Source organism: Knoellia altitudinis, from assembly GCF_042666355.1.
In the GTDB taxonomy this organism is placed as follows: Bacteria; Actinomycetota; Actinomycetes; order Actinomycetales; family Dermatophilaceae; genus Knoellia; species Knoellia altitudinis.
Map to the genome: position 1 here is coordinate 1,540,752 of NZ_JBHTDK010000001.1, position 25,562 is coordinate 1,566,313.

The 25,562-nt window shown below is 69.7% G+C and carries 28 protein-coding genes; 10 read left to right on the forward strand and 18 right to left on the reverse strand.

Going from position 1 to position 25,562, the window contains the following annotated elements; translation table 11 throughout:
• Positions 1-4: 4 nt before the first annotated feature.
• From ACFQW8_RS07270 to ACFQW8_RS07285, 4 genes are read right to left on the reverse strand one after another with little or no spacing between them, the layout of a single operon-like run.
• Positions 5-883 carry an ABC transporter permease gene (locus ACFQW8_RS07270; RefSeq protein WP_380086312.1) on the reverse strand — a complete coding sequence of 293 codons (879 nt, stop codon included), beginning with the start codon at positions 881-883 and terminating at the stop codon, positions 5-7.
• Positions 880-2,046 (reverse strand): ABC transporter permease, encoded by a 1,167-nt coding sequence (locus tag ACFQW8_RS07275; RefSeq protein ID WP_380086313.1) that lies wholly within the window; start codon positions 2,044-2,046, stop codon positions 880-882. The genes ACFQW8_RS07270 and ACFQW8_RS07275 overlap by 4 nt, the downstream gene beginning before the upstream one ends.
• Positions 2,043-3,620: an ABC transporter ATP-binding protein gene (locus ACFQW8_RS07280; protein WP_380086314.1), complete on the reverse strand. Its 1,578-nt coding sequence runs from the start codon at positions 3,618-3,620 to the stop codon at positions 2,043-2,045. Before ACFQW8_RS07280 ends, ACFQW8_RS07275 begins: the two co-directional genes overlap by 4 nt.
• Before the next feature lie 12 nt (positions 3,621-3,632).
• Positions 3,633-4,682, reverse strand: coding sequence for a BMP family ABC transporter substrate-binding protein (locus ACFQW8_RS07285; protein WP_380086315.1), 1,050 nt, complete (start codon positions 4,680-4,682; stop codon positions 3,633-3,635).
• 477 nt (positions 4,683-5,159) lie between these two features.
• Between ACFQW8_RS07285 and ACFQW8_RS07290 the strand changes: the two genes are divergently transcribed.
• Positions 5,160-6,227, forward strand: a complete 1,068-nt coding sequence (locus ACFQW8_RS07290; RefSeq protein WP_380086316.1) for an NAD(P)-binding domain-containing protein — start codon at positions 5,160-5,162, stop codon at positions 6,225-6,227.
• Between the two features lie 18 nt (positions 6,228-6,245).
• Here ACFQW8_RS07290 and ACFQW8_RS07295 read toward each other — a convergent pair whose 3' ends face one another.
• The 3 genes from ACFQW8_RS07295 to ACFQW8_RS07305 all read right to left on the reverse strand — a co-directional run bounded on the left by ACFQW8_RS07295 (position 6,246) and on the right by ACFQW8_RS07305 (position 8,260).
• Positions 6,246-6,986: an MOSC domain-containing protein gene (locus tag ACFQW8_RS07295; protein WP_380086317.1), complete on the reverse strand. Its 741-nt coding sequence runs from the start codon at positions 6,984-6,986 to the stop codon at positions 6,246-6,248.
• Entirely contained in the window at positions 6,983-7,414 is a 432-nt protein-coding gene (locus tag ACFQW8_RS07300; protein ID WP_380086318.1) for an OsmC family protein, read from the reverse strand. The genes ACFQW8_RS07295 and ACFQW8_RS07300 overlap by 4 nt, the downstream gene beginning before the upstream one ends.
• 87 nt (positions 7,415-7,501) lie before the next feature.
• Positions 7,502-8,260 (reverse strand): class I SAM-dependent methyltransferase, encoded by a 759-nt coding sequence (locus ACFQW8_RS07305; protein WP_380086319.1) that lies wholly within the window; start codon positions 8,258-8,260, stop codon positions 7,502-7,504.
• Positions 8,261-8,350: 90 nt separating this feature from the next.
• Between ACFQW8_RS07305 and ACFQW8_RS07310 the strand changes: the two genes are divergently transcribed.
• From ACFQW8_RS07310 to ACFQW8_RS07320, 3 genes are all read left to right on the forward strand, one after another.
• Positions 8,351-8,773 (forward strand): VOC family protein, encoded by a 423-nt coding sequence (locus tag ACFQW8_RS07310; protein ID WP_380086320.1) that lies wholly within the window; start codon positions 8,351-8,353, stop codon positions 8,771-8,773.
• Between the two features lie 11 nt (positions 8,774-8,784).
• Positions 8,785-9,414: a GntR family transcriptional regulator gene (locus tag ACFQW8_RS07315; RefSeq protein WP_380086321.1), complete on the forward strand. Its 630-nt coding sequence runs from the start codon at positions 8,785-8,787 to the stop codon at positions 9,412-9,414.
• A gap of 210 nt (positions 9,415-9,624) precedes the next feature.
• Positions 9,625-10,497, forward strand: coding sequence for a hypothetical protein (locus tag ACFQW8_RS07320; RefSeq protein WP_380086322.1), 873 nt, complete (start codon positions 9,625-9,627; stop codon positions 10,495-10,497).
• On the opposite strand, the gene ACFQW8_RS07325 is transcribed toward ACFQW8_RS07320, so the two are convergent.
• Together ACFQW8_RS07325 and ACFQW8_RS07330 are read right to left on the reverse strand one after the other, a co-directional pair.
• Positions 10,491-11,564 (reverse strand): carbohydrate kinase family protein, encoded by a 1,074-nt coding sequence (locus ACFQW8_RS07325; protein ID WP_380086323.1) that lies wholly within the window; start codon positions 11,562-11,564, stop codon positions 10,491-10,493. The two genes, ACFQW8_RS07320 and ACFQW8_RS07325, sit on opposite strands and share 7 nt — an antisense overlap.
• A 7-nt stretch (positions 11,565-11,571) precedes the next feature.
• On the reverse strand, positions 11,572-12,576 hold the full coding sequence (locus ACFQW8_RS07330; RefSeq protein WP_380086325.1) for a hypothetical protein: 1,005 nt from the start codon (positions 12,574-12,576) through the stop codon (positions 11,572-11,574).
• A 128-nt stretch (positions 12,577-12,704) separates the two neighbouring features.
• On the opposite strand from ACFQW8_RS07330, the gene ACFQW8_RS07335 reads away from it, so the two are divergent.
• The gene (locus tag ACFQW8_RS07335; protein ID WP_380086327.1) at positions 12,705-12,839 is read left to right on the forward strand and encodes a hypothetical protein; all 135 of its coding nucleotides are present in this window, start codon (positions 12,705-12,707) and stop codon (positions 12,837-12,839) included.
• Positions 12,823-14,028 (forward strand): N(5)-(carboxyethyl)ornithine synthase, encoded by a 1,206-nt coding sequence (locus ACFQW8_RS07340; protein WP_380086328.1) that lies wholly within the window; start codon positions 12,823-12,825, stop codon positions 14,026-14,028. Before ACFQW8_RS07335 ends, ACFQW8_RS07340 begins: the two co-directional genes overlap by 17 nt.
• Before the next feature lie 7 nt (positions 14,029-14,035).
• On the opposite strand, the gene ACFQW8_RS07345 is transcribed toward ACFQW8_RS07340, so the two are convergent.
• A complete protein-coding gene (locus ACFQW8_RS07345) occupies positions 14,036-14,914 on the reverse strand; it encodes an arylamine N-acetyltransferase family protein (RefSeq protein WP_380086329.1) in 879 nt (292 codons plus the stop codon).
• Between the two features lie 164 nt (positions 14,915-15,078).
• On the opposite strand from ACFQW8_RS07345, the gene ACFQW8_RS07350 reads away from it, so the two are divergent.
• Positions 15,079-15,786 (forward strand): M50 family metallopeptidase, encoded by a 708-nt coding sequence (locus ACFQW8_RS07350; RefSeq protein WP_380086330.1) that lies wholly within the window; start codon positions 15,079-15,081, stop codon positions 15,784-15,786.
• Here ACFQW8_RS07350 and ACFQW8_RS07355 read toward each other — a convergent pair.
• The 5 genes from ACFQW8_RS07355 to ACFQW8_RS07375 all read right to left on the reverse strand — a co-directional run bounded on the left by ACFQW8_RS07355 (position 15,779) and on the right by ACFQW8_RS07375 (position 20,761).
• Positions 15,779-16,774, reverse strand: coding sequence for a DNA topoisomerase IB (locus ACFQW8_RS07355; protein ID WP_380086331.1), 996 nt, complete (start codon positions 16,772-16,774; stop codon positions 15,779-15,781). The genes ACFQW8_RS07350 and ACFQW8_RS07355 overlap by 8 nt on opposite strands.
• Before the next feature lie 71 nt (positions 16,775-16,845).
• Positions 16,846-17,181, reverse strand: coding sequence for a hypothetical protein (locus ACFQW8_RS07360; RefSeq protein WP_380086332.1), 336 nt, complete (start codon positions 17,179-17,181; stop codon positions 16,846-16,848).
• Positions 17,182-17,302: 121 nt separating this feature from the next.
• Positions 17,303-19,540, reverse strand: a complete 2,238-nt coding sequence (katG, locus tag ACFQW8_RS07365; protein WP_380086333.1) for a catalase/peroxidase HPI — start codon at positions 19,538-19,540, stop codon at positions 17,303-17,305.
• On the reverse strand, positions 19,537-20,061 hold the full coding sequence (locus ACFQW8_RS07370; RefSeq protein ID WP_380086334.1) for a Fur family transcriptional regulator: 525 nt from the start codon (positions 20,059-20,061) through the stop codon (positions 19,537-19,539). The genes katG and ACFQW8_RS07370 overlap by 4 nt, the downstream gene beginning before the upstream one ends.
• A 52-nt stretch (positions 20,062-20,113) precedes the next feature.
• Entirely contained in the window at positions 20,114-20,761 is a 648-nt protein-coding gene (locus ACFQW8_RS07375; RefSeq protein ID WP_380086335.1) for a DNA-3-methyladenine glycosylase family protein, read from the reverse strand.
• 449 nt (positions 20,762-21,210) lie between these two features.
• Between ACFQW8_RS07375 and ACFQW8_RS07380 the strand changes: the two genes are divergently transcribed.
• A complete protein-coding gene (locus ACFQW8_RS07380; protein ID WP_380086337.1) occupies positions 21,211-21,516 on the forward strand; it encodes a hypothetical protein in 306 nt (101 codons plus the stop codon).
• Positions 21,513-22,076 carry a hypothetical protein gene (locus ACFQW8_RS07385; protein WP_380086338.1) on the forward strand — a complete coding sequence of 188 codons (564 nt, stop codon included), beginning with the start codon at positions 21,513-21,515 and terminating at the stop codon, positions 22,074-22,076. Before ACFQW8_RS07380 ends, ACFQW8_RS07385 begins: the two co-directional genes overlap by 4 nt.
• Before the next feature lie 102 nt (positions 22,077-22,178).
• Here ACFQW8_RS07385 and ACFQW8_RS07390 read toward each other — a convergent pair whose 3' ends face one another.
• The 3 genes from ACFQW8_RS07390 to ACFQW8_RS07400 form a co-directional block, all read right to left on the reverse strand.
• Entirely contained in the window at positions 22,179-23,366 is a 1,188-nt protein-coding gene (locus ACFQW8_RS07390; protein ID WP_380086339.1) for an aminotransferase-like domain-containing protein, read from the reverse strand.
• A 108-nt stretch (positions 23,367-23,474) separates the two neighbouring features.
• Positions 23,475-24,131, reverse strand: coding sequence for an RraA family protein (locus tag ACFQW8_RS07395; RefSeq protein ID WP_380086341.1), 657 nt, complete (start codon positions 24,129-24,131; stop codon positions 23,475-23,477).
• A 119-nt stretch (positions 24,132-24,250) separates the two neighbouring features.
• A complete protein-coding gene (locus tag ACFQW8_RS07400) occupies positions 24,251-24,439 on the reverse strand; it encodes a hypothetical protein (RefSeq protein WP_380086342.1) in 189 nt (62 codons plus the stop codon).
• Positions 24,440-24,948: 509 nt separating this feature from the next.
• On the opposite strand from ACFQW8_RS07400, the gene ACFQW8_RS07405 reads away from it, so the two are divergent.
• Entirely contained in the window at positions 24,949-25,539 is a 591-nt protein-coding gene (locus ACFQW8_RS07405; RefSeq protein ID WP_380086343.1) for a GIY-YIG nuclease family protein, read from the forward strand.
• Positions 25,540-25,562: the final 23 nt, after the last annotated feature.

Genomic DNA, 25,562 nt, shown 5'->3' on the forward strand with positions numbered 1-25,562 from the left:
GGAGTCAGCCGACGATGCGCGACTCGCGGTCGTAGTTCTTGCCCAGGAACTGGGGCACGAGCGCCCACCTGAAGGCGAAGCCCATGACGAGCAGGGTGGCGACGTAGGGGAGCATCGCGACGAACTGGTGCGGGATGCCGATGCCACTGACCTGAGCGCGTTGGGCAAGCACCTCCATGCCGGCGAAGAAGGCCGCCCCGGCGAGGATGAACTGTGGCCGCCAGCCACCGAAGAAGGCCAGGGCGATGGCCAGCCAGCCGCGCCCGGCGACGATGCCGTCGGCATACACCCCGGAGAACACCATCGGCAGGTAGGCGCCGCCGACGGCCATGAGGGCGGCGCCGACCGTGCCGGCCCACATGCGTGTGCGGTTGACGTTGATGCCGAGAGAGTCGGCAGCCTTGGGGTTCTCACCCACGGAACGCAGCCGCATACCGGCGTCGGTCTTGTAGAGCCACCACCAGAGGAAGATTGACAGCCCGATCGCCACGAAGACGAGTGCGTCCTGGCCGAGGACGAGGTCGGGGAGGGGGGCGATCCGCGGTGGCTCGTCGTCGCCGATGACGACGCGGTAGAGCAGGGACGCAGTGCCGCCGGCCAGGAAGAAGAGCGCCAGCCCGACGACGAACTGGTCGAGCCGCAGCGAGGTCGTGGCCCACGAGAGGACGAACCCGACGGCCGCCCCCGCGAGGGCAGCGACCACGAGGCCGACGAGGTTGCCGCCCGCCTTGAGCGAGACGACGTAGCCCACGGCCGCACCGAGGAGCATGAGGCCCTCCTGGGCCACGTTGAAGACGCCCGCACGTCCGCTGAGCATCGTGCCCTGCGCGACGAAGAGGAACGGGACCATCGCGGTGACGGTGAGGGTGAGGAACTCGGTCATGCTGCCGCTCCAGTCGTCGCGGTGGGACCGGCATCGGCGCTGACCCGGCGGGCCGAGCGACTGGCCCGGGCTCGTCGCAGGCGTTCGGTTGCGACGTCGGACATGAGCAGGAAGAGCAGGATGAGGCCCTCGAGGATGAGGACGATCTCGACCGGTGCGCCGGAGACGCGCTGCATCGACCCGGCACCGACCTCGAGGACGGCGATGCCGAACGCGACGAACGGGACGGCCGTGAGGGAGCCACGCGCAATGAGTCCGATGATGATGCCGAGCAGGAGGAAGTTGGACTGGATGCCCTCGAGGGTGCGCTGGTGCACCCCGGCGACCTCGATCGCGCCGGCGAGACCGGCAAGGGCGCCGGCCACGACCATCGACGTCACCGCGACGCGACCGGTGCGGATTCCGTGGAGCTTGGACGCGCGCTCGTTGAGACCCACTGCCCGCAGCTCGAAGCCCGCCACGCTGCGCTTGGCCATGACGGCGGCGACAACGGAGACGAGCACGACGATGAGCACGCCCGTGTGCATGGGAGGGCGTCCGATGCCGGGGAGCACGGCGCCCTCGCCGACGGGCAGGGTCACGGCGCCGCCGGCACCCGGGTCGGACCAGACGACCGACGCGATGTAGTCGAGCACCTCGAACGACACGAAGTTGAGCAGCACCGTCGAGAGGATCTCGTTGATGTGGAACGACTCCATCAGCCAGGCCGAGATGGCCGCCCACACGGCTCCCGCGAGGACCCCGGCCACGATGACGAGCGGAAGCAGGACGACGAGCGGCAGGTCCGACATCGTGATGCCGACAGCGGCCGCCCCTACGGAGCCGAGGATCATCTGCCCCTCGCCACCGATGTTGAACCGTCCGGCGCCGAGCGGGATGGCGAAGGCCAGTGAGAGCAGGGTCAGGGGCGCCCACTTGTGGAGCGTCTGGACCATGCCGGTCTCGTTGCGGAACGAGTTGGTGAGCACCGCCCGGAACGCCTTGGCCGGGTCGTGCCCCAGGAGCGCGATGAGCACTCCGACGACCACGAACGCAGCGAGCACGGCAATGACGTAGGGGACGGCGGCATACGCGATGGATCTGGCTCGTTGTCCCAGCGGCGGGGCGACAGCGACGTCGGTCACCTCGGTCGCGTCGCCGCGATCGGTGACGTCGGTGCTCACGCGCCCACCCCCGTCATGAGGCGGCCGAGGTCGTAGGGGTTGGCCTCACCCCGCGCGAACTCGCCGACGAGCTGGCCCGAGTAGGCCACGGTCACGCGGTCGGACAGCGCGAGCACCTCGTCGAGGTCCTCGGAGATGACGATGACGACGCAGCCCCCCGCGGCCGCCCGTCGCACCCGGTCGTAGACGAACTGGGTGGAGCGGATGTCGAGACCGCGGGTGGGGTTGTGCAGCAGGAGCAGCTTGGGGTCGTGGGCGAAGGCCCGCGCGAGGATGACGCGCTGGATGTTGCCCCCGGACAGCTGCCCACACGCGGTCGCCGCGCTGGGCGTCTTGACGTTGAACTCCTTGATCGCGGCGACGGCTTCGGCGCGAGCGGCGCGCCAGTTGATGAGGCCGGCCTTCGACCGGGCGCGGTGCGACCCGAGGACGAGGTTCTCGGTGATCCCGGCACCGGGGAGTATGCCGTCGCGCTGCCGGTCCTCGGGGACGTAGACCACGCCGCTGCGCAGCCAGGTCGCGGTGGGACGGCCGACGAGCTCGACGTCGTCGACGGTGAGCGAGCCTGTGGCAGAACGGATCCCGGTGAGTGCTTCGGCGAGCTCGCCCTGTCCGTTTCCGGCGACCCCGGCGATGCCGAGGATCTCACCGGCGCGAAGCGAGAGCGAGACGTCATCGACGAGAGGCTTCCCTCCGCTCCCGGCGACGGTGAGACCGCGGACGGTGACCCGGGCAGGGAAACCGGTCACTTCGTCCGCGGCCGCACCCTTGCGCGCGACCTCGAGGGAGGCCTCGCCAAGCTCCTCTTCGCCGAGGGCGACCTGGGCGGCCCGCGCCAGCGCGGCCGCGTCGGCATCACTGCCGGCAACCTCGCCGATCATCGTCGCCGCGAGGTCGTCGGCGCTCGTCTCGGTCTTGTCGACGGTGGTGATCCACCGGCCGTCGCGCATGACCGTCATCCGGTCGCAGACCTCCATCGTCTCCCGGATCTTGTGGGTGATGAGGACGACCGACATGCCGTCGTCGACGATGGCCCGCATCGACGAGAACAGGTCGTCGACCTCCTGCGGGGTGAGGTTGGTGGTCGGCTCGTCGAGCACGAGGATCTTGGCACCGCGATAGAGCGCCTTGAGGATCTCGACGCGCTGACGCACCCCGACGGGCAGGTCGGCGACGCGGGCGCCCGGGTCGACGGTGAGGCCGAAGCGCTCGGACAGCTCCGCGATCCGCTGGGCCGGTGTCTGGACGGACCCGTCTGCTGCCTTGAGCTTGGTCGAGTCGGTGCCGAGGACGATGTTCTCGGTCACCGTGAAGACGTCCACCTGCAGGAAGTTCTGGTGGACCATGCCGATGCCCGCCGTGATCGCGTCCTTGGGCGAGGCGATCGTGACGGGGCGTCCGTCGATCTCCATCGACCCGGCGTCGGGCGCATAGAGGCCGTAGAGGACGTTCATGAGCGTCGTCTTGCCTGCGCCGTTGCCGCCGAGCAGGCCGTGGATCTCGCGGTCGGCGACGGTGAAGTCGACGCCGTCGAGAGCCACGACCGGCCCGAAGGTCTTGCGAATGCCGGACATCCGGAGCAACGGTCAGCCGATCTTCGCGGTGTTGAGCTCGACCTTGACCGTCCCGGCCTTCACGTCCGCCATGGCCTTGTCGACGGCGGCCTTGGCGTCGGCGGGGACGCCTTCGGCGAGCTTGATCGTCACACCGGTGTCGAAGCCGAGGGGGTAGTTGCCCTTCTCCTCACCGGCCTTGATCTTGGCGAGCACGTCGGCGAGGGGCTTCTCGAAGTCGTAGACGACGCTGCCCGCGTAGTGCTCACCAGCCGCTGCGGACTTGTCGGTGTACTTCGCGGTCACCCAGCCATCGCCGGCCGCGCGGCCCTCGAACGCCTGGAAGGTGCCGGTCGAGCCGACGTTGAGCGACCCGACGATGACGTCGGCGCCCTGCCCTAGGAGCTGGGTGGTGAACTGCTGCGCCTTGGCCGCGTCGTTGAAGTCACCGGTCCACACGGGCTTGATGGCGGTCGATGCGCCCGAGTCCTTGACGGCCTGCTCCATGGCGTGGACCTCGGCCATCGAGAAGGGCAGCGACAGGCCGCCGACGTAGCCGATCGTGCCGGTCTTGCTGAGCTTCGAGGCGAGGACCCCGATGCCGTAGAAGCCGAGGTGGAACTGGCGGTCGATGGTCCAGACGTTGGCCGGCTGGTCCTTGGGCACGCCGTCGTACTCCGCGATGAAGTTGACGTCCGGGTTGTTCTTGGCGACCTTGGCGGTGGCGTCGTAGAACTGGGAACCGTGGGTCCACACCACCGTCGCGCCGTCACCGACGGCCTCGGTGAGGCGGGCCTCGACGTCGGGGACGGCGACCTTCTCGGTGAAGGAGACCTCAGCGCCCGCGGCCTTGGCGGCGTTGAGGGCCGCGAGGCCCACGGCGTTGTAGTCGGCGTCGTTGGTCGGCCCGGAGAAGATGGCGGCGACGACTGCCTTGCCATCACCTCCGTCGCCACCGTCGGCCCCGTCGGTGCCTTCCTCGCCGCCGCCGCAGCCGGCAAGCACAAGGGCGGAGACAGAGGCGAAGGCGAGGGTGGTGGCGGCGCGGCGACTGAGTCGTCCCGGCGCGGTCAGGGTGGTCAAGGGGGAACGCGATCGGGTCATGGCAGGTCCTCTGGTGCCGGAGCGCCTCTGGGGCTGAGGCTCTCGCAGGTGTGCCGAGCAGTCTGTTGCGTCGTCCGCATGCCCCTCATTGGCATCACCTGCCCAACGCGTCCGAGCCCTGTTGGCAGTCTCGACCGAACGGAGCGTGCAGTGTTGCGACCACGTGTCGCTGTCGTTGCCATCCGTGGCCGACGCCAGCCCCACCCGGTCGAACCAGGCGACATGGCCACACCGGCCGGTATGCCGTCCGCTCACCTTTCGCGAGCCCGTCGCGGCTTCTCCGGCGGTGCCGTCAAACCGCTCGGGCCACGGCGCGGTCCAGTGCATGACCGACCCGCCCGGGCCCGTCGGTAGCGAGCTCAGGCGGTGCCGTCCCAGCAACTGAGCGTGCATCGCCATCTGTGACGAAGGCGAGAAGGACGGCATACCGAGACAGGCAAGCGTGTTGATGACGACGTGGAGGTGTGGGACTCGATCGTGATCGGCGCTGGCCAGGGCGGACTGGCAGCGGCCTACTTCCTGACCCAGCGAGGCGTCGACCACCTCGTCCTCGACTCCAACCCCCGAGCCGGAGGGGCCTGGCAGCACCGGTGGGACTCGCTCTCGATGCACGACGTCCACGGCGTCGCCGATCTCCCCGGCGAACCCGCACCCGGCCGCTCCGCGCACAGGGCGAACGTCGCCATCCCGACCTACTTCGCGGACTACGAGCAGCGGAACGGACTGCGCGTCGTCCGGCCGGTCGACGTCACCGAGGTCACGAGCGAGGGTGACCTGCTGGTCGTCCACGCCGGAGACCGTCAGTGGCGGACCCGCACGCTCGTCAATGCCACGGGCACGTGGACCCGGCCGAACTGGCCCCGCTACCCGGGTGTCGACGACTTCCGCGGCGGGCAGTTCCACACTGCGACCTACCCCGGCCTCGACCAGCTGCGGGGCAGGCGCATCCTCGTCGTCGGCGCGGGCGCGTCAGCCGTCCAGTTCATCGGCGAGCTAGCCCCGGTCGCCGACCTCGTCTGGGTGACCCGCCGCCCTCCCCGGTGGCGCACCGAGGAGTTCGGGCCGCAGACCGGCCTGCAGATCGTGACCGAGGTCGAGAAGCGCGTCGTGGCGGGCCTGTCACCGACGAGCGTGGCTGGTGCGACCGGGCTCATGCTGCGCGAGCAGGAGCAGGAGGCGCTGCGGCTAGGGGCCTACGACGACCCGCGGCCGATGTTCGAGCGCCTCGTCGCCGACGGCGCACAGTGGGCGGACGGCACGGTCGAGACTGCTGACGTGATCTTGTGGGCGACCGGATTCCGCTCTGCCGTCGATCATCTGGAGCCACTGAGCCTCCGTGGTCCCCGTGGCGGCATCCCCTTGGAGCGCGTGCCGGGCAACGTCCAGGCTGCCACCACCGCTGTCCGTGACCCGCGGGTCCACCTCATCGGCTACGGACCGTCGGCGAGCACCATCGGCGCCAGCCGAGCCGCTCGCCGGGCCGCGCTCGAAGTGGCCCAGCAGGTCGCCGAGCAGGCGTCCTGACATCAGCGGGGCGTTCGATCAGGCGCGACGCACCACGCCGGGTGTCACCACGCGGGCGCCGAACCCGAAGAGCAGGCGCCCATCAGGACTACGGACGTGCTCCAGGAGACGCGCATTGCGTTCTCCAGTCAGCGGATCCAGGTCGATGACGGCACACCGCTCCAGCGCTTCGCCAACCTCGACCACCGCCTCGCCCAGCTGCAGCCGGTCCCCCGGACCCGGGTCCTCGTCCGCATCCACGGTCACCGTGGCGCGGAAGCGGGCATCGAGAGCCGGCGGGACGGCATACCCCCTGCTGGTCATCGCCTCGGAGAGGCGGCGCAACGCGCCGGTGGTGACGATCGAGATCGGGTCGGCATAGACCACGTCGCCCCGCTCGGCGCGCGCCAAGGTCACCTCGCGACCGAGGTGCGTGGAGAGGACGGCGCTGAGTGCGGTGTCCTGCAGCCGGATTCGCGCGCCACGTCCCCAGTAGTCAGCGACGTGTATGCCGTCCGCGGCGTCCTCCGTCGTTGCTTCCGTCGTGCGCCCGTCGGGTGTCGTGAGGGCCAGCCGGTCGCCAAGGTCTCGGGCGACGAGCTGCAACAGAGAGGGGTTCTCGACGGTCCGCAGCACGCGTCGAGTGGCCCCGTCGACGAGGCACCAGGTGCGGTCGCCGACGGGGCCATGCTCGCCGAGCTCGATCTCGTCGCGGTCGGTGTGGCGGGTGCCCTTGATGAGGGCGAGGCCGAGCCGTTCGACGCGCGGGCGTGTAGTCACTCCGAGAGCGTGGCCTCGAGGGTGATGGGGACGGCGCTGAGGGCCTGGCTCACGGGGCAGTTCGCCTTGGCGTCCTCGGCCGCGGCCTGGAAGTCCTCGGCGGACATGCCGGGCACGGCGCCGACGACCTTGAGGACGATGCCGGTGATGCCGGTCCCGGGCACGAAGGTCACGGCGGCGGTCGTGTCGAGCGTGGTCGGCGCGGTGCCGGCCTTGGCGAGCCCGTTGGAGAAGGCCATGTTGAAGCACGACGAGTGCGCCGCGGCGATGAGCTCCTCGGGGCTCGTCTTGCCGTTCGCCTCCTCGGCGCGTGAGGGCCAGTTCACGTCGAACGTGCCGATGCCGGATGACTCGAGCGTGACCTGGCCGTTGCCGCTGAAGAGGTCACCCTCCCAGTGGTTCGAGGCGGTGCGGGTCGTTCCTGCCATGAGGACTCCTTGGTCGAGGTGGGTTGCCTGTCCCAACCTTTGCGTGCGTCCTGCCCGTGCACAAGGGCAAGGTCGGGAAGTGGGCGGTCAGGCGCGCCCTCTCACGGCCCACGCGACCGCGGTGACGTCGAAGGCGCCGTCGGGGAGGGCGCTGCGGCACTCCTCGCGCAGGTCGTCCCGAGCCCGCGGGTCCAGGGAGGCCATGTGGTCACCGGCCGGGCCGACGCCCAGCGTGTAGGGCTCCCACCACTCCTCGAAAGACGGGTGCGTGACGACCACCCGCAGCTCGGACGACTCCACCTCAGTGAGGCCGGCCTCCGTGGCGAGCTGGGCCAGGTGTCCCTTGCGAGCGCCGGCCCGTTCGGACTCGTCGGCCACGCTGGGGTCGAGACGTCGCGCCGCCGACCAGAAGGTGCTCAGCGGTGACCGGTCGCCGGCGAGGTCCCAGACGCAGGCCGCGACGGTGCCGCCCGGCCGGGTCACCCGGGCCATCTCGGCCAGGCCGGTGACGGGGTCCTGCATGAAGTGGACGACGAGCTGGGCCAGGGCCCGGTCGAACTGCGCATCACCGAACGGCAGCTGCTCGGCGGGGCAGCGGTGCACCTCGAGGTCGGGGAAGCGGCTGCGGATGGACTCGACGAAGGGAGCCGACGGGTCGGCCGCGGCGACGTTGCCCGGAGCCGTGCGCTCCCGCAGCACCGCCGTGAGAGCGCCTGGTCCGCAGCCGACGTCAAGGACGCGATCGCCTCGCCCGACCCCGGCCCAGTCGGCGAACACCGTCGCCAGCGGTTCGGAGTAGCGCCCCATGAACCGGCCGTACGCCTCGCCCGCAACGTCGAAGGTCACGGACACGACGCTACGCGCCCGGCCCTTGCCACGTCGAGGGGATTATGTATACATTCGAGTCACTTGCACACAACAACTTGGGAGTATGCCGTGACCGCTCGTCCGTGTTTCCACCTCGCCATCCCCGTCGACGACGTCGCCGCGGCCCGGAAGTTCTATGGCGGAGTCCTCGGCCTGTCAGAGGGTCGTTCGGCAGAGCAGTGGATCGACTGGAACTTCTATGGTCACCAGGTCGTGACCCACGAGGTGGCGGTCCACCCCGGCCCGGCCGGCCACAACCATGTCGACTCTCACGAGGTGCCCGTGCCGCACTTCGGCGCCGTCCTCTCGGTGGAGGACTTCCACGACCTGTCCGAGAAGATGAAGGCCGCCGGGGCGACGTTCGTCATCGAGCCCTACCTGCGGTTCGAGGGTCAGCCCGGCGAGCAGTGGACGATGTTCTTCCTCGACCCTTCCGGGAACGCGATGGAGTTCAAGGCGTTCGCCGACGAGTCGCAGATCTTCGCGAAGTAGGGTCTGCGCCCGTGTCCTCCGGAACCTCGACCAAGGCTGACCGCGTGCATGGGGCAGTCCTTGCCGAGATCATGTCCGGAGCCCTGGCACCGGGGGCCCTGCTGGACGAGGTCGCCCTGGCCGGGCAGCACTCGGTGTCACGCACTCCAGTGCGCGAGGCGCTGCGCCGCCTCCAGAGCGACGGACTCCTCCGCACCGGGCCACGCCGACAGCTGCTCGTCGTCGACGTCTCGCCGGAGCACCGTCGTGAGATCACGACCCTGCGCGTCGCCCTCGAGGGGGCTGCGGCCGAGACAGCCTGCGAGGTGCGCGACGAGGACGATCTCGACCGGCTGGAGCTGCTGCTCCTCAAGCAGCGCCGCGCCGCCGACGCCGGCGAGGCCGAGACGTTCTTGCGCCTCGACGAGGAGTTCCACCTGACGCTGGCCGGAGTCGCGCGCATGCCGACGCTGTCGCGGATGCTCGGTCAGCTGGGCGCCTTCGTCCGGCTAGGCCGGCTGGGAGAGGCGACGACCCGCGAGCACATGCTCGACCTGGCCCGCGAGCACGAGGAGCTCGTCGGCCTGCTCCGCACGCGCAAGGCCGCCCGCCTCCGCACCGCCTTGGCCACCCACATCAGCCAAACCACCCCCCGCACCTGACTTCCTCGCGGGGGTTGCAGCACCAGCTACTGCACCGCAGGTGGTGTGATCACCCCGCCTACGGTGCGGTAGCCGCTCCAACACGCGCCAAGGACCCGCACGTGAATTTCTCCCACGGTCGGGCTGCTCATCGCTCATAAGTGGCAGGAACTCCACGGCCGCCCTAGCCTGAAAGCGTCCGTCCCAGCACCCCCTTGTCAGGAGCCAGACGTGAGCGAGCAGACCATCCCCCAGCCGCGACGCCCCATCGACCGTCGCGCCGTCCTCAACCTCGGTGGGCTCACGGCCGCCGGTTTCGCAGCGGTCGCTGCCACGCCGGCATACGCCAGGCCCCGCGGGACCGGGCCGGTGGGTGACGAACGACGTTCTGCCGCAGGGGCGCTCGCGGCGTGTGTCACCGAGACGACGATGCCCTACCAGAGCACGATCAACTCGGCGGCACTCGCCTACGAGCCCACGAGTGCGGCGGCGAGCTTCCGGTTCAACACGACGATGCACTCGCGGCTCAAGGTGTGGCAGAGCTTCTGGGACGCGAACACGCCCTACCCGGCGATGGATCGCATCGACTCCTACGGCGCCTACGTCGACCGTGGCGACGGGTGCGTCTCGCTGCACAACTACGGTCGTGCGTTCGACATCGCCAGCGCCTGGACGGGCGGCACCCGGCACTTCTCCGCGCGCTACGACACCTGGAAGGCGTGGACCGGCACCGAGCTCACCGGCGTGCGCGTGCAGTACTGGGCGGCCGCGGCCAGCCTGCACATGCACTTCGAGCACACGCTGACCTACCTCTACAACACCGCCCACCACAACCACTTCCACGTCGACAACTCCCGCTCGGGGGCGGGCCTGTCGGTGCTCTCCAAGAGCGGCACCCAGACCTACTCGATCCAGGCGATGCTCAACTACGTGTGGGCCAAGGGCACCGGGATCGACGGCGTCTACGGCGCGGAGACGACCCAGCACTCCAACGAGGTGCTCGCGCGCATCGGCATGGGCGGCACGCTGACGACGTCGCAGTCGCACTGGCACGCGTTCCTCACCGCGACGACCCGCAAGGGGACCGGGATGCAGGCCTACTGACCTCCGCGCCCACCCGGCTCGGGCCGGCGGGGTGCGGTGGGTCCGGAGGTGGCGCGGAAGCCGTGCTCGTCCCCCAGGGCGAGGCACTCGGCCACGGGCAGCACGCCGTCCGACGTCCCGGCGCCCTGCAGGCTCGCTGCGGCGACGCAGACGCCGAGCCGCAGACACTGGTCCACCGGCAGCTCCTCGTGCAGCCCGTAGATCACTCCCGCGGCGAAGGCATCACCGGCTCCCGTCGCGTTGCGGACCGACGAGCGGGGCAGGTGCACCGATCCCCGTCGCCAGAGGAGTCCTCCGGGGGCAGCGCCCACGCATCCCGCCGGGAAGTGCACGACCGCCAGCCGCGAGACGCCGAGCTCGACGAGTCGGCTCGCGATGGACTCGTAGGCGGACCAGTCGAGCCGGCCGTCCGCGTCGAGGGGCTCGATCGACACCCCGGTGAGGGCGGCGGCCTCGATCTCGTTGATCACCAGGAAGTCCAGGTGAGGCAGGCACGGCAGGGCCACCTCACGTATCTGCGCGGCCGGCAGCGAGACGAGCTCCATGGTCGTGAGCAGGCCCACCGACTGAGCTGCCCGCAGCAGGGTGGCCCAGTGGTTGCCGCCGTCGTCGATGGGTGCGTCCAACCGCGGGTGCAGCCCGGGTGCGCCCACGTGCAGGATCTTGGCGCCGGAGCCGGCGAGGTCGACGTCCTCGACTCCGAGAAGGGCGTTGGCTCCCTGGTGGTGGAAGAACGTGCGACTGCCGCCGTCGCGCACCACCATCGCGTCGGTGAACGAGGTGGCCACACCCGGTGCCGTCCGCAGCCCGCTCGCGTCGATGTCGAGCTCGACGCAGGCCTCGCGCACCAGCCGACCATGCGCGTCGTCGCCGACCACGCCGACCAGCCCGAGTGGGAACGGCGCGTGGAGCCGACGCAGATCCACCGCCAGGTTGAGCGCTGGTCCACCGGTGCTCAACGAGACGTCCCGGATGAGCGTCAGTCGCTCTTGCTCGGGGTAGTGGTCGATGACCTTGGCCACGTCCACGATGGTCGAGCCGACGCACAGCACCCCGGACCTGGACACAGCCGCCTCAGCCCTGCTCGAGCACGGGCTCGGTGACGAGGAGGTCCTCGTCCAGGCTGCGCCGCGGCTGCAGACCCAGTGTGTCCAACGCGTCGTGGTACTCGCGCACTGCCTGCGCGGGGCTCAGGTCCCCGCGCAGCACCAAGCGCATCAACCGCACCAGGTCGCCCTGTGACTCGGCCTGCTGGATCTTGCGCCCGAAGAGCGAGACTCGTGCACCATGGCGCTCCGCCTGCTGCAGCAGCTCGAACGTGTCCCGCGTCGTGCCGGCGGACCCACCCAGGACGCCCACCACGAGGGCGGGGTCCCAGCTAACGAGCTCCTCCAGGGCGGCGGGCCCGTTGAACGCCATCTTGAGGAACAGCGGCCTCTCGGCGCTGGTCAGTCCCGCCAGGGTCCGCACGATGCTGTCGTTGACGAAGGTCCCCACGTCGGGCGCGGACAGTCCGATCGGGGCGTTCGGGTTGAAGACCTCGAGGAAGTGACGCAGGCCAGCGGTGTGGGCATCGTCCCGGAACCGGGCGTACGCCTCGAGGGTCGCCAGGTCGAGGTCGCGGTCGTTGTTGAAGGTGACCGAGTACAACACGAGGTCACAGAGCCCACGGACCGCCTGCAGGTCGGCCGAGCGGAACGGCCGCGAGGGGTGCTTCGGGTAGCCCCCGCCTCGCTGGTTCCAGATGTCGGTGGTGTCGTTGGCGCGCACGGCCAACGTCACCGGTGAGCCTTCCAGCACGCCCTTCCGCACGAGCTGCTCGCCGTTGGAGGCGGAGGTCAGCATGATGTCGACCCGCTCCTCCCGCACCAGGGCGGACATCGCGCTGAGGTACTCCTGGCGTGAGCGCAGCCGTGGTGGAACCTGGTCCACGGCCGTTCCGGCTGCTCCCGCAGCGGCCGCCCCGAACGCCATGTCGGCATCCTTGGCATCGGCGATGATGAAGTCGTCGGGGGTGTAGCCACCCGCCGCGATCGTGGCCAGCTTGCGGTCCAGGGCTCTCACGGTCTCACCTGTCACGGCCTGCCTCTTCCCTCTCGACGGCTTGGGGCGCGGCGCGGAGCCCCGCACGCGCGCCCCAGCGAAGGAGAGAGCGTACGCTCCGGAAGCAGCGGGACCCTTCGGGTCTCCCCATCAAGGGACTCATCATGTCCGACAAGTCACCGCGCCACGCCCTCTCCAAGAAGTCCGGCAAGTCCATCAAGGAGAAGCGGGCCGACAAGAAGGCCAAGGGCCAAGAGTCAACCGGGATCGAGACGACGCTGCATGGCAAGAAGCGCTGACACCAGCTCCACACCACTGCTGACGCTGGGCGTCATGGCCCACTCCCGCAAGGAGAACGAGCGCCGACTCCCGATCCACCCGGACCACATCGACCGGATCGACCCGGAGCTGCGAGCCCAGATCTTCGTCGAGGAGGGCTACGGGCTGCCCTTCGGCGTCTCCGACGAGACCCTGGCCGGCCTGCTCGGTGGGATCCGGACGCGATCCGAGCTCATTGCCGAGTGCGACATCATCCTCCAGCCCAAGGTGCAGGCCGAGGACCTCGCGGAGCTGCGCGATGGGCAGATCGTCTGGGGGTGGCCGCACTGTGTCCAGGACACGCAGCTGACCCAGGAGGCCATCGACAAGAGGCTCACCCTCATCGCCTTCGAGGCCATGAACCACTGGGCCCGTGACGGCAGCTTCCTGCTCCACGTCTTCCACCTCAACAACGAGCTCGCGGGATACAGCTCGGTGCTGCACGCGCTCGCCCTCTCAGGCACGACCGGGACCTATGGTCGCAGGCTCCGCGCGGTCGTCATCGGCTTCGGAGCGACCGCCCGTGGCGCCGTGACCGCCCTGAGCGCGCAGGGCATCGACGACGTCAGGGTCCTCACGAGCCGCAAGGTCGCCGCCGTCGCGTCACCGATCCACTCGGTGCAGATCGTGCACCTCGACCACGACGACGAGGACCCGTCCAGGACGGTTGCCGTCACCAACGACGGGCGCATCCCCCTCGCGTCCTACCTCGCCGACAACGACATCGTCGTCAACTGCGTCCTGCAGGACACCTCGTCGCCCTGGACCTTCCTCCAGGAGGAGGACCTCGACAAGTTCCGTCCGGGCAGTCTCATCGTCGACGTCTCGTGCGACGAGGGCATGGGCTTCAGCTGGGCCCGGCCGACGAGCTTCGAGGACCCGACCTTCGTCGTCGGCGACAACATGACGTACTACGCCGTCGACCACACGCCGTCCTACCTCTGGAACTCGGCGACGTGGGTCAACAGCGAGGCACTTCTGCCGCACCTGCGCACGGTCCTCTCGGGCCCGGACGCGTGGGCGGCCGAGACGACCATCGAGCGGGCCATCGAGATCCAGGACGGCGAGATCCGCAACCCGGCCATCCTCGCGTTCCAGGATCGCGAGGAGGCCCACCCGTACGCCGTCCGCGCACCTGCGGTGCAGACCGTCGGCGTCGAGGCCGGCTAGAGGTTCGTCACCCGGACGAGCGGAGCCGACGGACGACGTCGACGAGCGCCGCACCCTCTGGCGGGGTGAGGTTCGCCCCGAGGCTGTCGACGAGCTCGGGCAGGGTCGCGAAGTCCTCCGCGGTGATGGCTCGGTGCTCGGTCGGCCGTCCGGGGCGCCGGATGGTGACGGCGTGCTCGGTCAGGGCCGCGATGAGCGCGGTGCCGTCCGAGTCGACGCCGTGCGCGACACACATGAGCGAGGTCATGAAGTGGCTCGTCGGCTGAGTGCTCGTCCAGTGGTGGCCCATCGCCACGTCGACCGGGCGCACCGGCAACGAGTCGACCGTGTGCATGACCTCCCACTCGTCTCCGGTGTGCCGCAGCACTTCCCACGCCGGAGCTCCCCCGTCTGAGATCTTGCGTATGCCGTGTCGCCACCCCTCCGCTGTCACGTCGGCGCCGTCGACCAGCGGGAGCGGGGCCAGCGAGGACCGGCCGAAGCCGGGGTCGCAGACGAACCGCTCCCCACCGAGGTCGACCACCACGACGAGGTGGGTGCGGGGCGCGACCTGCGGGTCGCCGACCCGACCAAGGTGACGGGTCACGGCATACCCGAGCCTGTCCAGGACGGCAGCGAAGAGGGAGGCGTGCTCGAAGCAGTAGCCGCCACGGCCTCGCCCGACGAACTTCGCCTGGATCGCTGGCAGGCTCACGCCCGGATGGGTGCCGAGGAGGACGTCGAGGTTGTCGAAGGTGAACGTGCGGACGTGCGCCGTCTGCAGCCGAGTGAGGGCGTCGAGGCTCGGCGACTCGATCTCTGCGGCACCGACACCGATGCGCGCGAGATAGGCGTCGAGGTCGAGCGTGCCGCTGAGCCACGGGTCGATGGTCGGTGCGTCGTTCACCCGCCCATCCGATCACGTCGCGCTCGCGAGTCCCGGCCTGGGCCTGGGCCTGTGCCTGTGCCTGTGCCTGTGCCTGTGCCTGGAGAGACTCCGCCAGGGCTCTTGATGCGTTGAGCGCGCGTCCCGGTCAACGCGCACAGCCCACCCGCCTACGCTCACCGCCCATGGACATCGGCACCGAGCTCTCGTCGCGCCTGGGGCCAGCCGCACCCGGTGTGCACCCCAGCGCCCTGGCCGCCGCCCTCCTCGCCGCACTGGCCGTCGTCCTCGTCCCCACGATCTGGCTGCGGCTACGCATCGCCGTCACGCTCGTCCACGAGCTCGGTCACGCCCTCGTCGGGATCGCCTTCGGCCGCCGCTTCACCGGCTTCGTCGTGCGCGGCGACATGTCCGGCCACGCCGTCACCGTCGGTCCGGCGCGCGGCGTCGGGCGGATCGCGACGACGTGGGCGGGCTATCCGATGCCGGCGCTCGTCGGCCTGCTCATGGTGTGGTCGGCAACGACGGGGTATGCCGCTGCGCTCCTCTTCGCGTGCCTGCTCAGCCTGGTCGTCGTGCTGGTCTTCGTGCGCTCCGCCGGGACACTCGCCACCGTCACGGCGGCCGGGCTGGGCATCGGCGCCCTCTGGTGGTGGCGCAACGACGAGGTCCAGATCCTGGCCGTCGTCACGACCGGCCTCGTCCTGCTCGTCGGCGCCTGGCGTCACCTCGGCGCCCTCACCTCGGTCCACGGCCGACGTGACCGCGGAAGTGACGCGGCGGTGCTCAGGCAGCTGACCGGCATACCCATGTTCGTCTGGGTCGCAACGTTCGTGCTCGCCCTCGCCGCGGCCACGTGGGGAGCTGCGCGGCTCCTGCTCGACCTCAGCTGAGGAGGGTGCGGACGGCCTTCTCGATCTTCTCCTGCCGCCTCATCGGGTCGCGACTCGTGGCCTTGGGGATCGAGATCGTCTCGCCCCTGTCGTAGCGGTCGAGGACGCGCGGGTCCACGTAGGAGTTCTTGGCGATCGTCGGGGTGTTGCCGAGGTAGTCGGCGACCTGCTGGACCGCGTCCTTGACCGCGCGGCGCCTCGAGGTCTTGGTGTCGCCCGGCTCCGGCGAGGTCGCCAGCGCAGCAGCCGCGTGGACGGTGGCGTGCCAGGTGCGGAAGTCCTTGGCGGTGACCTCGGCGTCGAAGACCTCGGCGAGATAGGCGTTCACGTCGGAGGAGACGAGGTCTGACCAACCGGAGTCGGTCCGATAGGCCAGCACCCGCTTCGACTCGCTTCGGCGACGGCGCATCTCGGTGATGGCGTCGGCCACGTCCGTGTCGCGGATCGTCACCTGCTGGTCGATGCCGCTCTTGCCGGTGAACGAGAACTGCAGCCCTTCCCGGCCCTTGCGGACGTGCTGGCGCTCCAGGGTCGTCAGGCCGAAGGAGCCGTTGGCATCGGTGTAGACGTCGTTGCCGATACGGAAGTAGCCGAGGTCGAGCAGGCGCACGGCGACCGCGGCGGCCCGCTCGAGCGGCATACCGTCGAGGCCCAGATCCCGGGTGACGCGACGGCGGACGGCAGGCAGCTGGGCGGCCGCCTCGAGGATGCGGTCGAACTTCATCGCGTCACGCTTGGCGCGCCAGTCGGGGTGGTAGAGGTACTGCCGTCGTCCGGCGTCATCGGTGCCGACCGCCTGGAGGTGCCCGTTGGGGACCGAGCAGATCCACACGTCCCTCCATGCGGGCGGGATGGCCAAGGACCTGATCCGCTCGACCTCCTCAGCCGGCAGGCGCTTGCCGCTGTCGTCGACATAGGTGAAGCCCTTGCCGGCGCGGCGGCGCGTCCAGCCACGAGCCTGCGGTGAGGTGGAGCGAAGTCGGGTCATGTGCGCCATCGTGGCAGGTCAGCGCGGCGAAATGGTCGCGAGCCAGCCCCGAACCGCGCCGAACGAGAGGGTCACCAGTCGTGGCCGTGGGTGATGAGCGCTGACTCCATCTCGAACCGTTGGCTGCGCGACAGGGACCCGCGCCCCTCGGGCACCGGGAGGTCGACGCTGCGGCAGTAGTCCCGCAGCACCAGGTCGTAGGCCAGGGTGGTGGCGGCCAGCCGCTCGGCCTTCCACGGCTGGTCGCTCTCCTCGACCAGTCGCACGTGCTTGGCCATCCGGGCCAGCTCCAGTCCGAGGAGGACGGGCGGGAGCGGCTCCGCCGGCCGACGCGCCCGCTGGGCCACCACGACCGCCAACAGCGCAGCGAGCAGCGCCAACGCGACCATGCCGAGGGTAGTGACCATGGGGCTCACCTCGGTGCCATTTTCCCCCGGGGAGGCGCCAACGGCAATGTCCTGCCAGACGCGGCCTTGGGCGCGCGTCTGGCAGGACATCGAGGTGGTGCGGTGGGTGCTGAGGCGCCTGCTACTTCTTGACGTCGAAGCGGTCGGCGTCCATGACCTTGGCCCAGGCGGCGACGAAGTCGTGGACGAACTTCTCGCCCGCGTCGTCGGAGGCATAGACCTCGGCGACGGCACGCAGCTCGGAGTTCGACCCGAAGACCAGATCGGCGCGCGTGCCGGTCCACTCCTGGCCGGCCGCACCGCGACCCACGTAGGAGTCGGTGCCCTCGACCGGCGTCCACGTCGTCCCCAGGTCGAGCAGGTTGACGAAGAAGTCGTTGGTCAGGGTTCCCACACGGTCGGTGAGGACCCCGGCCGTCGAGCCCGCGGCGTTGGCGCCGAGGACCCGCAGTCCACCGACGAGCACGGTGAGCTCCGGAGCGGAGACCCCGAGCAGGTTGGCGCGGTCGATGAGGAGGTACTCGGCCGGCAGCCGGCTGTCGCGCAGCTCGTAGTTGCGGAAGCCGTCCGTGGTCGGCTCGAGCCAGGCGAAGGACTCGACGTCGGTCTGCTCCTGGGTCGCGTCGCCACGGCCCGGGGTGAACGGCACCTCGACCTCGACACCGGCGGCGCGAGCGGCCTGCTCGACACCGACGTTGCCGGCGAGGACGACGAGGTCCGCGAACGACACGTTGGTGCTGCCCTGGATCTCCTCGAGCGTGCTGATGACGGTCGCCAGCTCGCGCGGGTCGTTGACGGTCCAGCTGCGCTGCGGCTCGAGGCGGATGCGACCGCCGTTGGCGCCACCGCGCTTGTCGCTGCTGCGGAAGTTGCCGGCCGCGGCCCATGCGGCCTTGACGAGCTGCGTCGCGGTGAGACCGGAAGCCTCGATCGCAGCCTTGGCAGCGGCGATGTCGTCAGCGGACGTGCCGAGCTCGTTGGCGGGGATCGGGTCCTGCCAGAGGAGCTCCTCGGACGGGACCTCCGGACCGAGGTAGCGGTCGACCGGGCCCATGTCGCGGTGGGTCAGCTTGAACCAGGCCCGCGCGAACGCGTCGGCGAACTCGGCCGGGTTCTCGTGGAAGCGGCGCGAGATCTGCTCGTATGCCGGGTCGACCCGGAGCGCGAGGTCGGTCGTGAGCATCGTCGGCAGACGCTTGGCGCCGCCCTCGTCGGGCGCCGGGATGATGGCGTCGGCGTCCTTGGCCACCCACTGCGACGCGCCGGCCGGGCTCTGGGTGAGCTCGTACTCGAAGCCGAAGAGGTTGTCGAAGAAGCCGTTGCCCCACTGGGTCGGCGTCGTGGTCCAGGTGACCTCGAGCCCGCTCGTGATGGCGTCCTGGAGCTTGCCGGACCCGTAGGTCTGCTTCCAGCCCAGGCCCTGCTCGTGGAGAGCTGCCGCCTCGGGCTCGGGTCCGACGTAGGCGCCCGGGTCAGCGGCGCCGTGCGTCTTGCCGAAGGTGTGACCGCCGGCGATGAGGGCCACGGTCTCCTCGTCGTTCATCGCCATCCGGCCGAAGGTCTCGCGGATGTCGACGGCCGACAGCGCCGGGTCGGGGTTGGCGTTCGGGCCCTCGGGGTTGACGTAGATGAGGCCCATCTGGACCGCGGCGAGCGGCTTCTCGAGGTCGCGCTCACCGGTGTAGCGCTCGTCGCCGAGCCACTCGGTCTCGGGACCCCAGTAGACGTCGTCGTCGGGCTCCCACGCGTCGACGCGACCGCCGGCGAAGCCGAACGTCTCGAGGCCCATGGTCTCGAGGGCCACGTTGCCGGTGAGGATGATGAGGTCGGCCCAGGAGAGCTTCTGGCCGTACTTCTTCTTGACCGGCCACAGCAGGCGACGGGCCTTGTCGAGGTTGCCGTTGTCGGGCCACGAGCTGAGCGGGGCGAAGCGCTGCTGGCCGGTGCCACCGCCGCCGCGACCGTCCGCGACGCGGTAGGTGCCGGCGCTGTGCCAGGCCATGCGGATCATGAACGGGCCGTAGTGACCGAAGTCGGCGGGCCACCAGTCCTGCGAGCTCGTGAGGACCTGCTCGATGTCGCGCTTGACCTCGGCGAGGTCGAGCGTCTGGAACGCTGCGGCGTAGTCGAACTCGTCACCGAGCGGGTTGGTGACCGGCTGGTTCTTGGCGAGGATCTTGAGGTTGGGGCGGTTGGGCCACCAGCCACGGTTCGGGTCACCCTGCGTCGGGTGCGCCGCGACGCCGCCGTGGGCCACGGGGCAGCCGCCTGTCCCCTCGGAGATGCGGCTCTCCGCGGCGGGGCTGTCGTTCATCTCCCTGACTTCGGCGTCGTCGGTCCTGTTGTCGTTGACGGTCATCGGCGTCCCTTCTCATTTCCTGTTGCGGTGCTGGTGGATTGTCCGGATGGGGTGGCTTCAGTGAGTTCCGTTGCGGCAGCGGCTTCTTGGCAGCTCGGGCAGAGCCCCCAATAGATGACCTCGGCCTCGTCGACAGCGAAGCCCTTCGGGTCCTCCGCATGCAGGCAGGGGGCCCGGCCGGTCGCACAGGCGACATCGGTGATCGAGCCGCACCCCCGGCATACGGCGTGGTGGTGGTTGTCCCCCACGTGCAGCTCGTAGCGCGCCACCGAGCCGGTGGGCTGCAGGCGCCGCACGAGGCCGGCGTCGGTCAGGGCGTTGAGGCAGTCATAGACCGCCTGGTGGGAGACCGAGGTATGCCGGGTGCGCACCTGCTCGATGATCGTTCCCGTGTCGGCGTGCGGGGTGTCGTGCAGGGCGTGCAGGACAGCCAGCCGCGGCCGCGTCACGCGCAGGTCGACCCCACGGAGCAGCTGCTCGAAGTCGACGTGCGCGACGTCGGCGGTGGGGGTGGTGGGCACGGGACCAGCCTGCCAGTTTTCTTGAACGTGTCAAGAAACGCAGGTCAGCGGCTCAGGGCGTGAGATCGACGACCGTCTCGCGGCGCCCGCGCCTGGCAAGGTAGCCGTGCCACAACAGCCGGGCCGCAGTGGAGCGGTGCGGTCGCCAGACCTCACCCAGCCGTTCCAGCTCACGCCCGTCGGGCACCTGCGGAAGTCCGAGCCGCTCCGCCACGGCGACCTGCAGGGCGCGGTCACCGACGGGCCACACGTCCGGGCGGTCGAGGCAGGCGAGGAGGTAGGCCTCTGACGTCCAGCGACCGATGCCGGGCAGGGCGGTGAGCCGGGTGACGACGTCGGCGTCGGCGAGGGACGCGAGCCCGTCGACGTCGAGGTCACCGGAGGTCACTTCGGTGGCGAGGGCACGCAGGTAGCGGTCCTTCTGGCGGGACACGCCGTCCTCGCGGAGCTCCTCCGTGGTCGTCGCGAGGAGAGCCACGGGTGTCATCGCTCCTGCCCGTGTCCGGACGCGGGCGAAGCAGGCCGCGGCCGAGGCCAGCGACACCTGCTGCTCGAGGATGAGCAGGACGAGGCTGGGGAACCCCGGCGGCCGCGACCAGCGCTCGGGCAGGCCGTGGTCCGCGAGCTCGGCGGCGAGGACCGGGTGGCCGTCCGCCACCTCGCGGACGTGCCGCGCCCAGTCATCGGAGGGGGAAGTCACCGGTGCACCCTCGCTCCCGTTCGCCGACCTGTCAACGGCGAGAGCCACGGCGGGGGCAACCGCGGGCGGACAGGCGAAGGGCCCTCGGAAGTATGAGTTCCAAGGGCCCTTCTGAGTGATCGGTCGATGTGACGCTCCCGATCGACTTCCCTTCGACTCCGGTCCCGAGTGCCACGTCACCTGGCTCCCGCAGCGAGTGAACTCGCCGTGTGGACCTTTGTCTCCGAGCTGTCCCGCTCTCCCCGGGGGGAGTGCGTAGGGCATTTCTACTCCCCAATCCCTCTGTGCCACAAGGGTTTTCAGCAAACTCGTCCAAACATTTTGCGCGTCCACAGGCTGGGGCCGGTTGTGCACCGATCTGGACCAGTTGTCCACCGGATCCAGCACCTGTCCCCAGCCTGTCCCCAAAAGCCTGTGGACAGAGCGCTGCCTTCGCTAGGTTCGGATTCATGCCCGAGTACGTCGACCCAGACCACGCCACCCTGAGCATCAGCGACGGACAGCCCACGATCGAGCTGGCCGACGTGGAGGTGTCGAGCACCGAGGGGTGGTCGTTCCTCCATCGCGCCACCCTGCTCGTCGTCGACGGTCCCGGCGACGAGGGCTTCCTGCTCCGTCGCCTGAGCGCTCAGGGCGGCGACGTTGCGCCGGCCGGGTGGGACGAAGCGGTCGCCTCGCACGGATCGGTGACCGTCCTGGCATCAGGGGCTCGCATCGTCGCAACAGTGCTCGAAGAGTCGCCGGAGGGGCAGTGAGCTACGACTTCGCCGCCCTGGTCCCCGAGGCTGCGGGTCGCACCGATGACGAGACCCTCGCCGCTGCAGCGGAACTGATCGATGACGAGTCGAGCCCCGAGACAGTCGATCCACGCGTCGCCGCCTTCCACGCCGAGCTGTCGAGCATCGTCGAGGGCCTCCCCGACGGCGAGCAGTGGGTCTCGGTCTGGCCGCTTGCCCCGACTGCCCAGGCCCTCTTCGTCCCCGTGACCTACCCGAGCGCTGACGATGCCCTGCTGACCCTCCTGCGCCTCGCTTCCCGTCACGGCCTCGTCCTCGTCGATCTCAGCTCCGACTCGGTCGACCACCCCGTGCCCGGCGTCCCCGTCAGCGTGCGCGGTGGCGACGGCACGCGCCTGGGTGCGCTGACGCGAGATCGGCTCAACGCCTTGGTCCAGGCCGTGGGAGGCGAGGAGCCCTTCCTCGTCCTCGACACCGGTGGCCGGTCGGCGCGACTGGGGCCTCATGGAAGGGCCAGTGGCACCTCTGCCCATCAATGCCGTGGCTCCCGTCATCCCCGTCTCGGGGCCGGCCCGTGAGCTTGCCGAAGAGCTCCGCGAGCTGCACCGGCAGTCGGCTGAGCGTCAGGCCAAGTCGTGAACAGGCTCAGCGGCGCCCCACCGTTACGTTCGGGCCAGCCGTCAGGCGAGCACCTCTCTGAGGAGGTCGCCCATGGCTCGGACGCCGGCGACGAGTCGCTCGTCGGGCACCCCGGAGAAGCTCATCCGCGCGTGGTTGGCCTCGGGACGCTCGGAGAAGAAGGGCGTGCCCGGCACGACGATGACGCCTGACCGAGGAATGAGGACGTCGCGCTGGAACGCGGCGACGTCGAGGCGTTGCGGGAAGGTCACCCACGTGAAGAGGCCGCCCTGGGCGCGTGTCCACGTGATCCCCGGGGGGAAGTGCTCCGCCATGGTGGCGAGCATGAGGTCACGCTTGTGCCGATAGGTCGGGAGCATGCCGGCGATGTGCTGCTCGATGTCGAAGCCACTGAGGTATGCCGCGGCGGCGCGCATGTTGAGCGTGCCGTTCTGGGTGTCCGCGCCGAGCTTGAGGAGGGCAAGCTTCTCGCGGATCTCAGGAGTCGCCAGGGCCCACCCGAGCCGCAGTCCGGGGGCGAGGATCTTGGAGAAGCTGCCCAGGTGAATCACCCGCCCCGTGGTGTCGAGGCTCTTGATGGTCGGCAGCCGCTCACCCTCGTAGCGCAGCTCGCGGTAGGGCGTGTCCTCGATGATGACGACGTCGTGCTCCTCGGCGAGCTCGACCAGCCGCCGACGCCGCGGCAGGCTCATCGTGCGCCCGGTGGGGTTCTGGTAGTCGGGGACGACGTAGATGAGCTTGACCCGGTCGGTGGTGCGCAACACCTCTTCGAGGGCGTCGGTGTCGAGGCCCTCCTCGTCCATGGGCACGGAGCGGTAGTCCGGCTCGCACGGGTTGAACGCGATCAGGGCCCCGAGGAACGTCGGCCGCTCGGTGACGATGACGTCCCCGGCGTCGATGAACAGCTTGGCGCTGAGGTCGAGACCCTGCTGCCCACCCTGGGTGATGAGGACATCGTCGGCGACACACGGCATACCGTCCGCTGTGAGTCGGGCGGCAACGAGCGCGCGCAGCTCGGGCAGTCCGTCGGACGCGGCGTACTGCAGTGCCGAGGCGTTGGCCGCCGAGAGGAGCTCGTCATAGATCTTGTGGAGCTCCTCGATCGGGAAGAGCGTCGGGTCCGGGTAGCCGCCGGCGAACGACGTGATCCGCGGATCGCCTGCGAGAGCGAGGAACTCACGGATGGCTGAGGGCTGCACCCGCTCGGCGCGGTGGGCGAACGCGGTCACGTCGAGTCTCCTGCGGTCAGCGGTGGTTGCGTGGTTGCAGCGTCGCGCACGCAGACCGGACGTGCAAGATCCGTCCATCCAAGCGGTCGATGACGAGTGCCTGAGGGGTCAGCCGAAGGACAGACCTCCCGGCCGGCCATCGCGCAGGGCCGCGAGGTGCTCCTCGTAGTTCATGACGTCGAAGAGTGTTGAGCCGTCGAGCATGCGGGCCTGGAGGCCCTTCTCCCTGGCCTCGATCGCCTCAGCAGCATCGACGGCAGCGCCGAACTCGTCGTCCGAGCCCACGATGACACCGTCGTCGTCCCCGACGACGAGCTCGCCCGGCACCACGTCGACACCATCGAGCGACAGGGCTACACCGGTCTCCGGGAGGGCCCTCGCCGGATAGGCGTTCGGCGCGAACCCGGTCGACCAGATCGGCATCGACAGCTTGGCCAGGGTGGCGGTGTCCCGGGAGCGACCGAAGAGGACGAGTCCGCGCAGACCCCGCCGTTGGGCCTCGGTGCCGAAGAGCTCACCCGCGACGGCCCGCTCGTCACCACCGACGTCCACCACGAGCACGTCCCCGGGCTCGGACTGGCGGAGCGCATGGATGACGGACATGAGGTCCCGGTTGGCCTTGGCCGTAACCACCCGACCCACGAGGTGGCGACCAGCGACGACGGGGCGCAGGGCGGGCGGCAGGATGCGCAGCGTGGGTGAGGCGTCGACGAGGCTCGTCGTCGAGAGGTGCTCCAGGCGGGCGAGCAGGTCGTCGGTCGGCATCAGTTGGTCCTCACTCGCAGAGCAGGTGGCCGGGATCGGCCGAGGTGATTTGTGGAAGTATGCCGCTCGCTCGAGCGGGCGGCATACCTCGTCGTCTCCCTCAGCTCAGGTGGGCACGCTCAGAGCGAGCCGGTGCGCCACGGGCCGGTGATCGCGAAGGTGATGCCCGGGGTCTGGGCGTTGGCGAAGAGCCAGTTGCCGGCCTTGGGGTCGAAGACCGAGCCGCACCACTCCGAGCCGGAGTAGCCGCCGGGCGCCACGGACTTGCCGGGCACGCCGCCCTGCGGGATGACAAGGACCAGATGCACTTGGTGTGTAACTTCCGCAGCCTCAGCGGAGCGAGCCCCACCAAACTCGTAGGCGACCTGGGTGACACCCGCCCACCAGCCCTCGTCGGTTCGGACGCGCAGGACTGATCGCTGGCGCGACTCCGTGCTCCGCGACGATGCCTGCGACGAAATCGTTGAAGTCGGTAGTTGGACCGAAGAGGCGACGGATTAGGGCGTGGACTTTGGACTTCCTGGTCTCCACGTCGAAATCGCTCGTGGCACTGGAGAACGAATTCCAGTCATCGAGGCCGTAGCCCGATGAGGCGCGCGGAGGGGTGGCGTCGATAGCCTCGTCATGGGGATTGTCGGGTCTAGCGGGACTTTGGCGACGACTCCGCCGAGATCATGCCCGTCGACGCGGTTGTGGCTCCTCGCGTGGGTCGGGAGGACGACCTCGCCGCCGCGGATGACGTCTAGGAGGTGCCCGTCGCACTGTATGAACCTGCGATTGAGCGACACTTCGTCCAACAACTAAGCCACGATGGATCATGACCTCTGTACTCGTGGTGGCCGACGCGTTGGTAGGACTGGCTGGAGAACGCCAAAATCGAGAACAGGCGGCAGTATCTGCACCTCACGTCGCAGGGCTTTATGCCTTCTACGGTGATGAGCGTGCTTGGCGTGAGCTCGGGCTGGAGCCGATTCTGGGGCAGCCGCTATATGTTGGCAAGGCTGAGCGCAGCCTCAACGGTAGAGATGTCGGGACCCACTTCTGCACCGGTAAAACGGGCTCTTCCACGGTGCGTCGCAGCCTGGCAGCCTTGCTCGTCGATCGCCTGGGACTCGTTGCGGTGCCGAGGAACCTCGCTCGGCCGGATGGCAGCGCGAATTTCGGACTGGCTCCGGATGGTGACGCGCTTCTGAGCGAATGGATGGACGAGCGACTGTCGTTGGTCGTCTGGGTCAAACCCGAAGGTGCGCCGCTGGGAGACGTGGAGACGAAAGTTGTCCGGAAACTCGATCCTCCTTTGAACCTTGACAAGGTCGGTCAACCACGCGCGAGGCTTCGTCTGGCGCGCAAGCGAATGGCCGACGCGTCGAGGGAGTGGCCACCATCCTCGAACCCCACGACACGGTGAGGATGGCGGATCCTGCCTCGCAC

What these genes read in the sequence shown, in the direction of transcription:
- ACFQW8_RS07270 (WP_380086312.1), bottom strand. Translation starts at nt 883, where the DNA reads ATGACCGAGTTCCTCACCCTCACCGTCACCGCGATGGTCCCGTTCCTC.
- ACFQW8_RS07280 (WP_380086314.1), bottom strand. Translation starts at nt 3,620, where the DNA reads ATGTCCGGCATTCGCAAGACCTTCGGGCCGGTCGTGGCTCTCGACGGC.
- ACFQW8_RS07300 (WP_380086318.1), bottom strand. Translation starts at nt 7,414, where the DNA reads ATGGCAGGAACGACCCGCACCGCCTCGAACCACTGGGAGGGTGACCTC.
- ACFQW8_RS07335 (WP_380086327.1), top strand. Translation starts at nt 12,705, where the DNA reads ATGTCCGACAAGTCACCGCGCCACGCCCTCTCCAAGAAGTCCGGCAAG.
- ACFQW8_RS07340 (WP_380086328.1), top strand. Translation starts at nt 12,823, where the DNA reads ATGGCAAGAAGCGCTGACACCAGCTCCACACCACTGCTGACGCTGGGC.
- ACFQW8_RS07350 (WP_380086330.1), top strand. Translation starts at nt 15,079, where the DNA reads ATGGACATCGGCACCGAGCTCTCGTCGCGCCTGGGGCCAGCCGCACCC.
- ACFQW8_RS07355 (WP_380086331.1), bottom strand. Translation starts at nt 16,774, where the DNA reads ATGACCCGACTTCGCTCCACCTCACCGCAGGCTCGTGGCTGGACGCGC.
- ACFQW8_RS07360 (WP_380086332.1), bottom strand. Translation starts at nt 17,181, where the DNA reads ATGGTCACTACCCTCGGCATGGTCGCGTTGGCGCTGCTCGCTGCGCTG.
- katG (WP_380086333.1), bottom strand. Translation starts at nt 19,540, where the DNA reads ATGACCGTCAACGACAACAGGACCGACGACGCCGAAGTCAGGGAGATG.
- ACFQW8_RS07380 (WP_380086337.1), top strand. Translation starts at nt 21,211, where the DNA reads ATGCCCGAGTACGTCGACCCAGACCACGCCACCCTGAGCATCAGCGAC.
- ACFQW8_RS07395 (WP_380086341.1), bottom strand. Translation starts at nt 24,131, where the DNA reads ATGCCGACCGACGACCTGCTCGCCCGCCTGGAGCACCTCTCGACGACG.
- ACFQW8_RS07405 (WP_380086343.1), top strand. Translation starts at nt 24,949, where the DNA reads ATGACCTCTGTACTCGTGGTGGCCGACGCGTTGGTAGGACTGGCTGGA.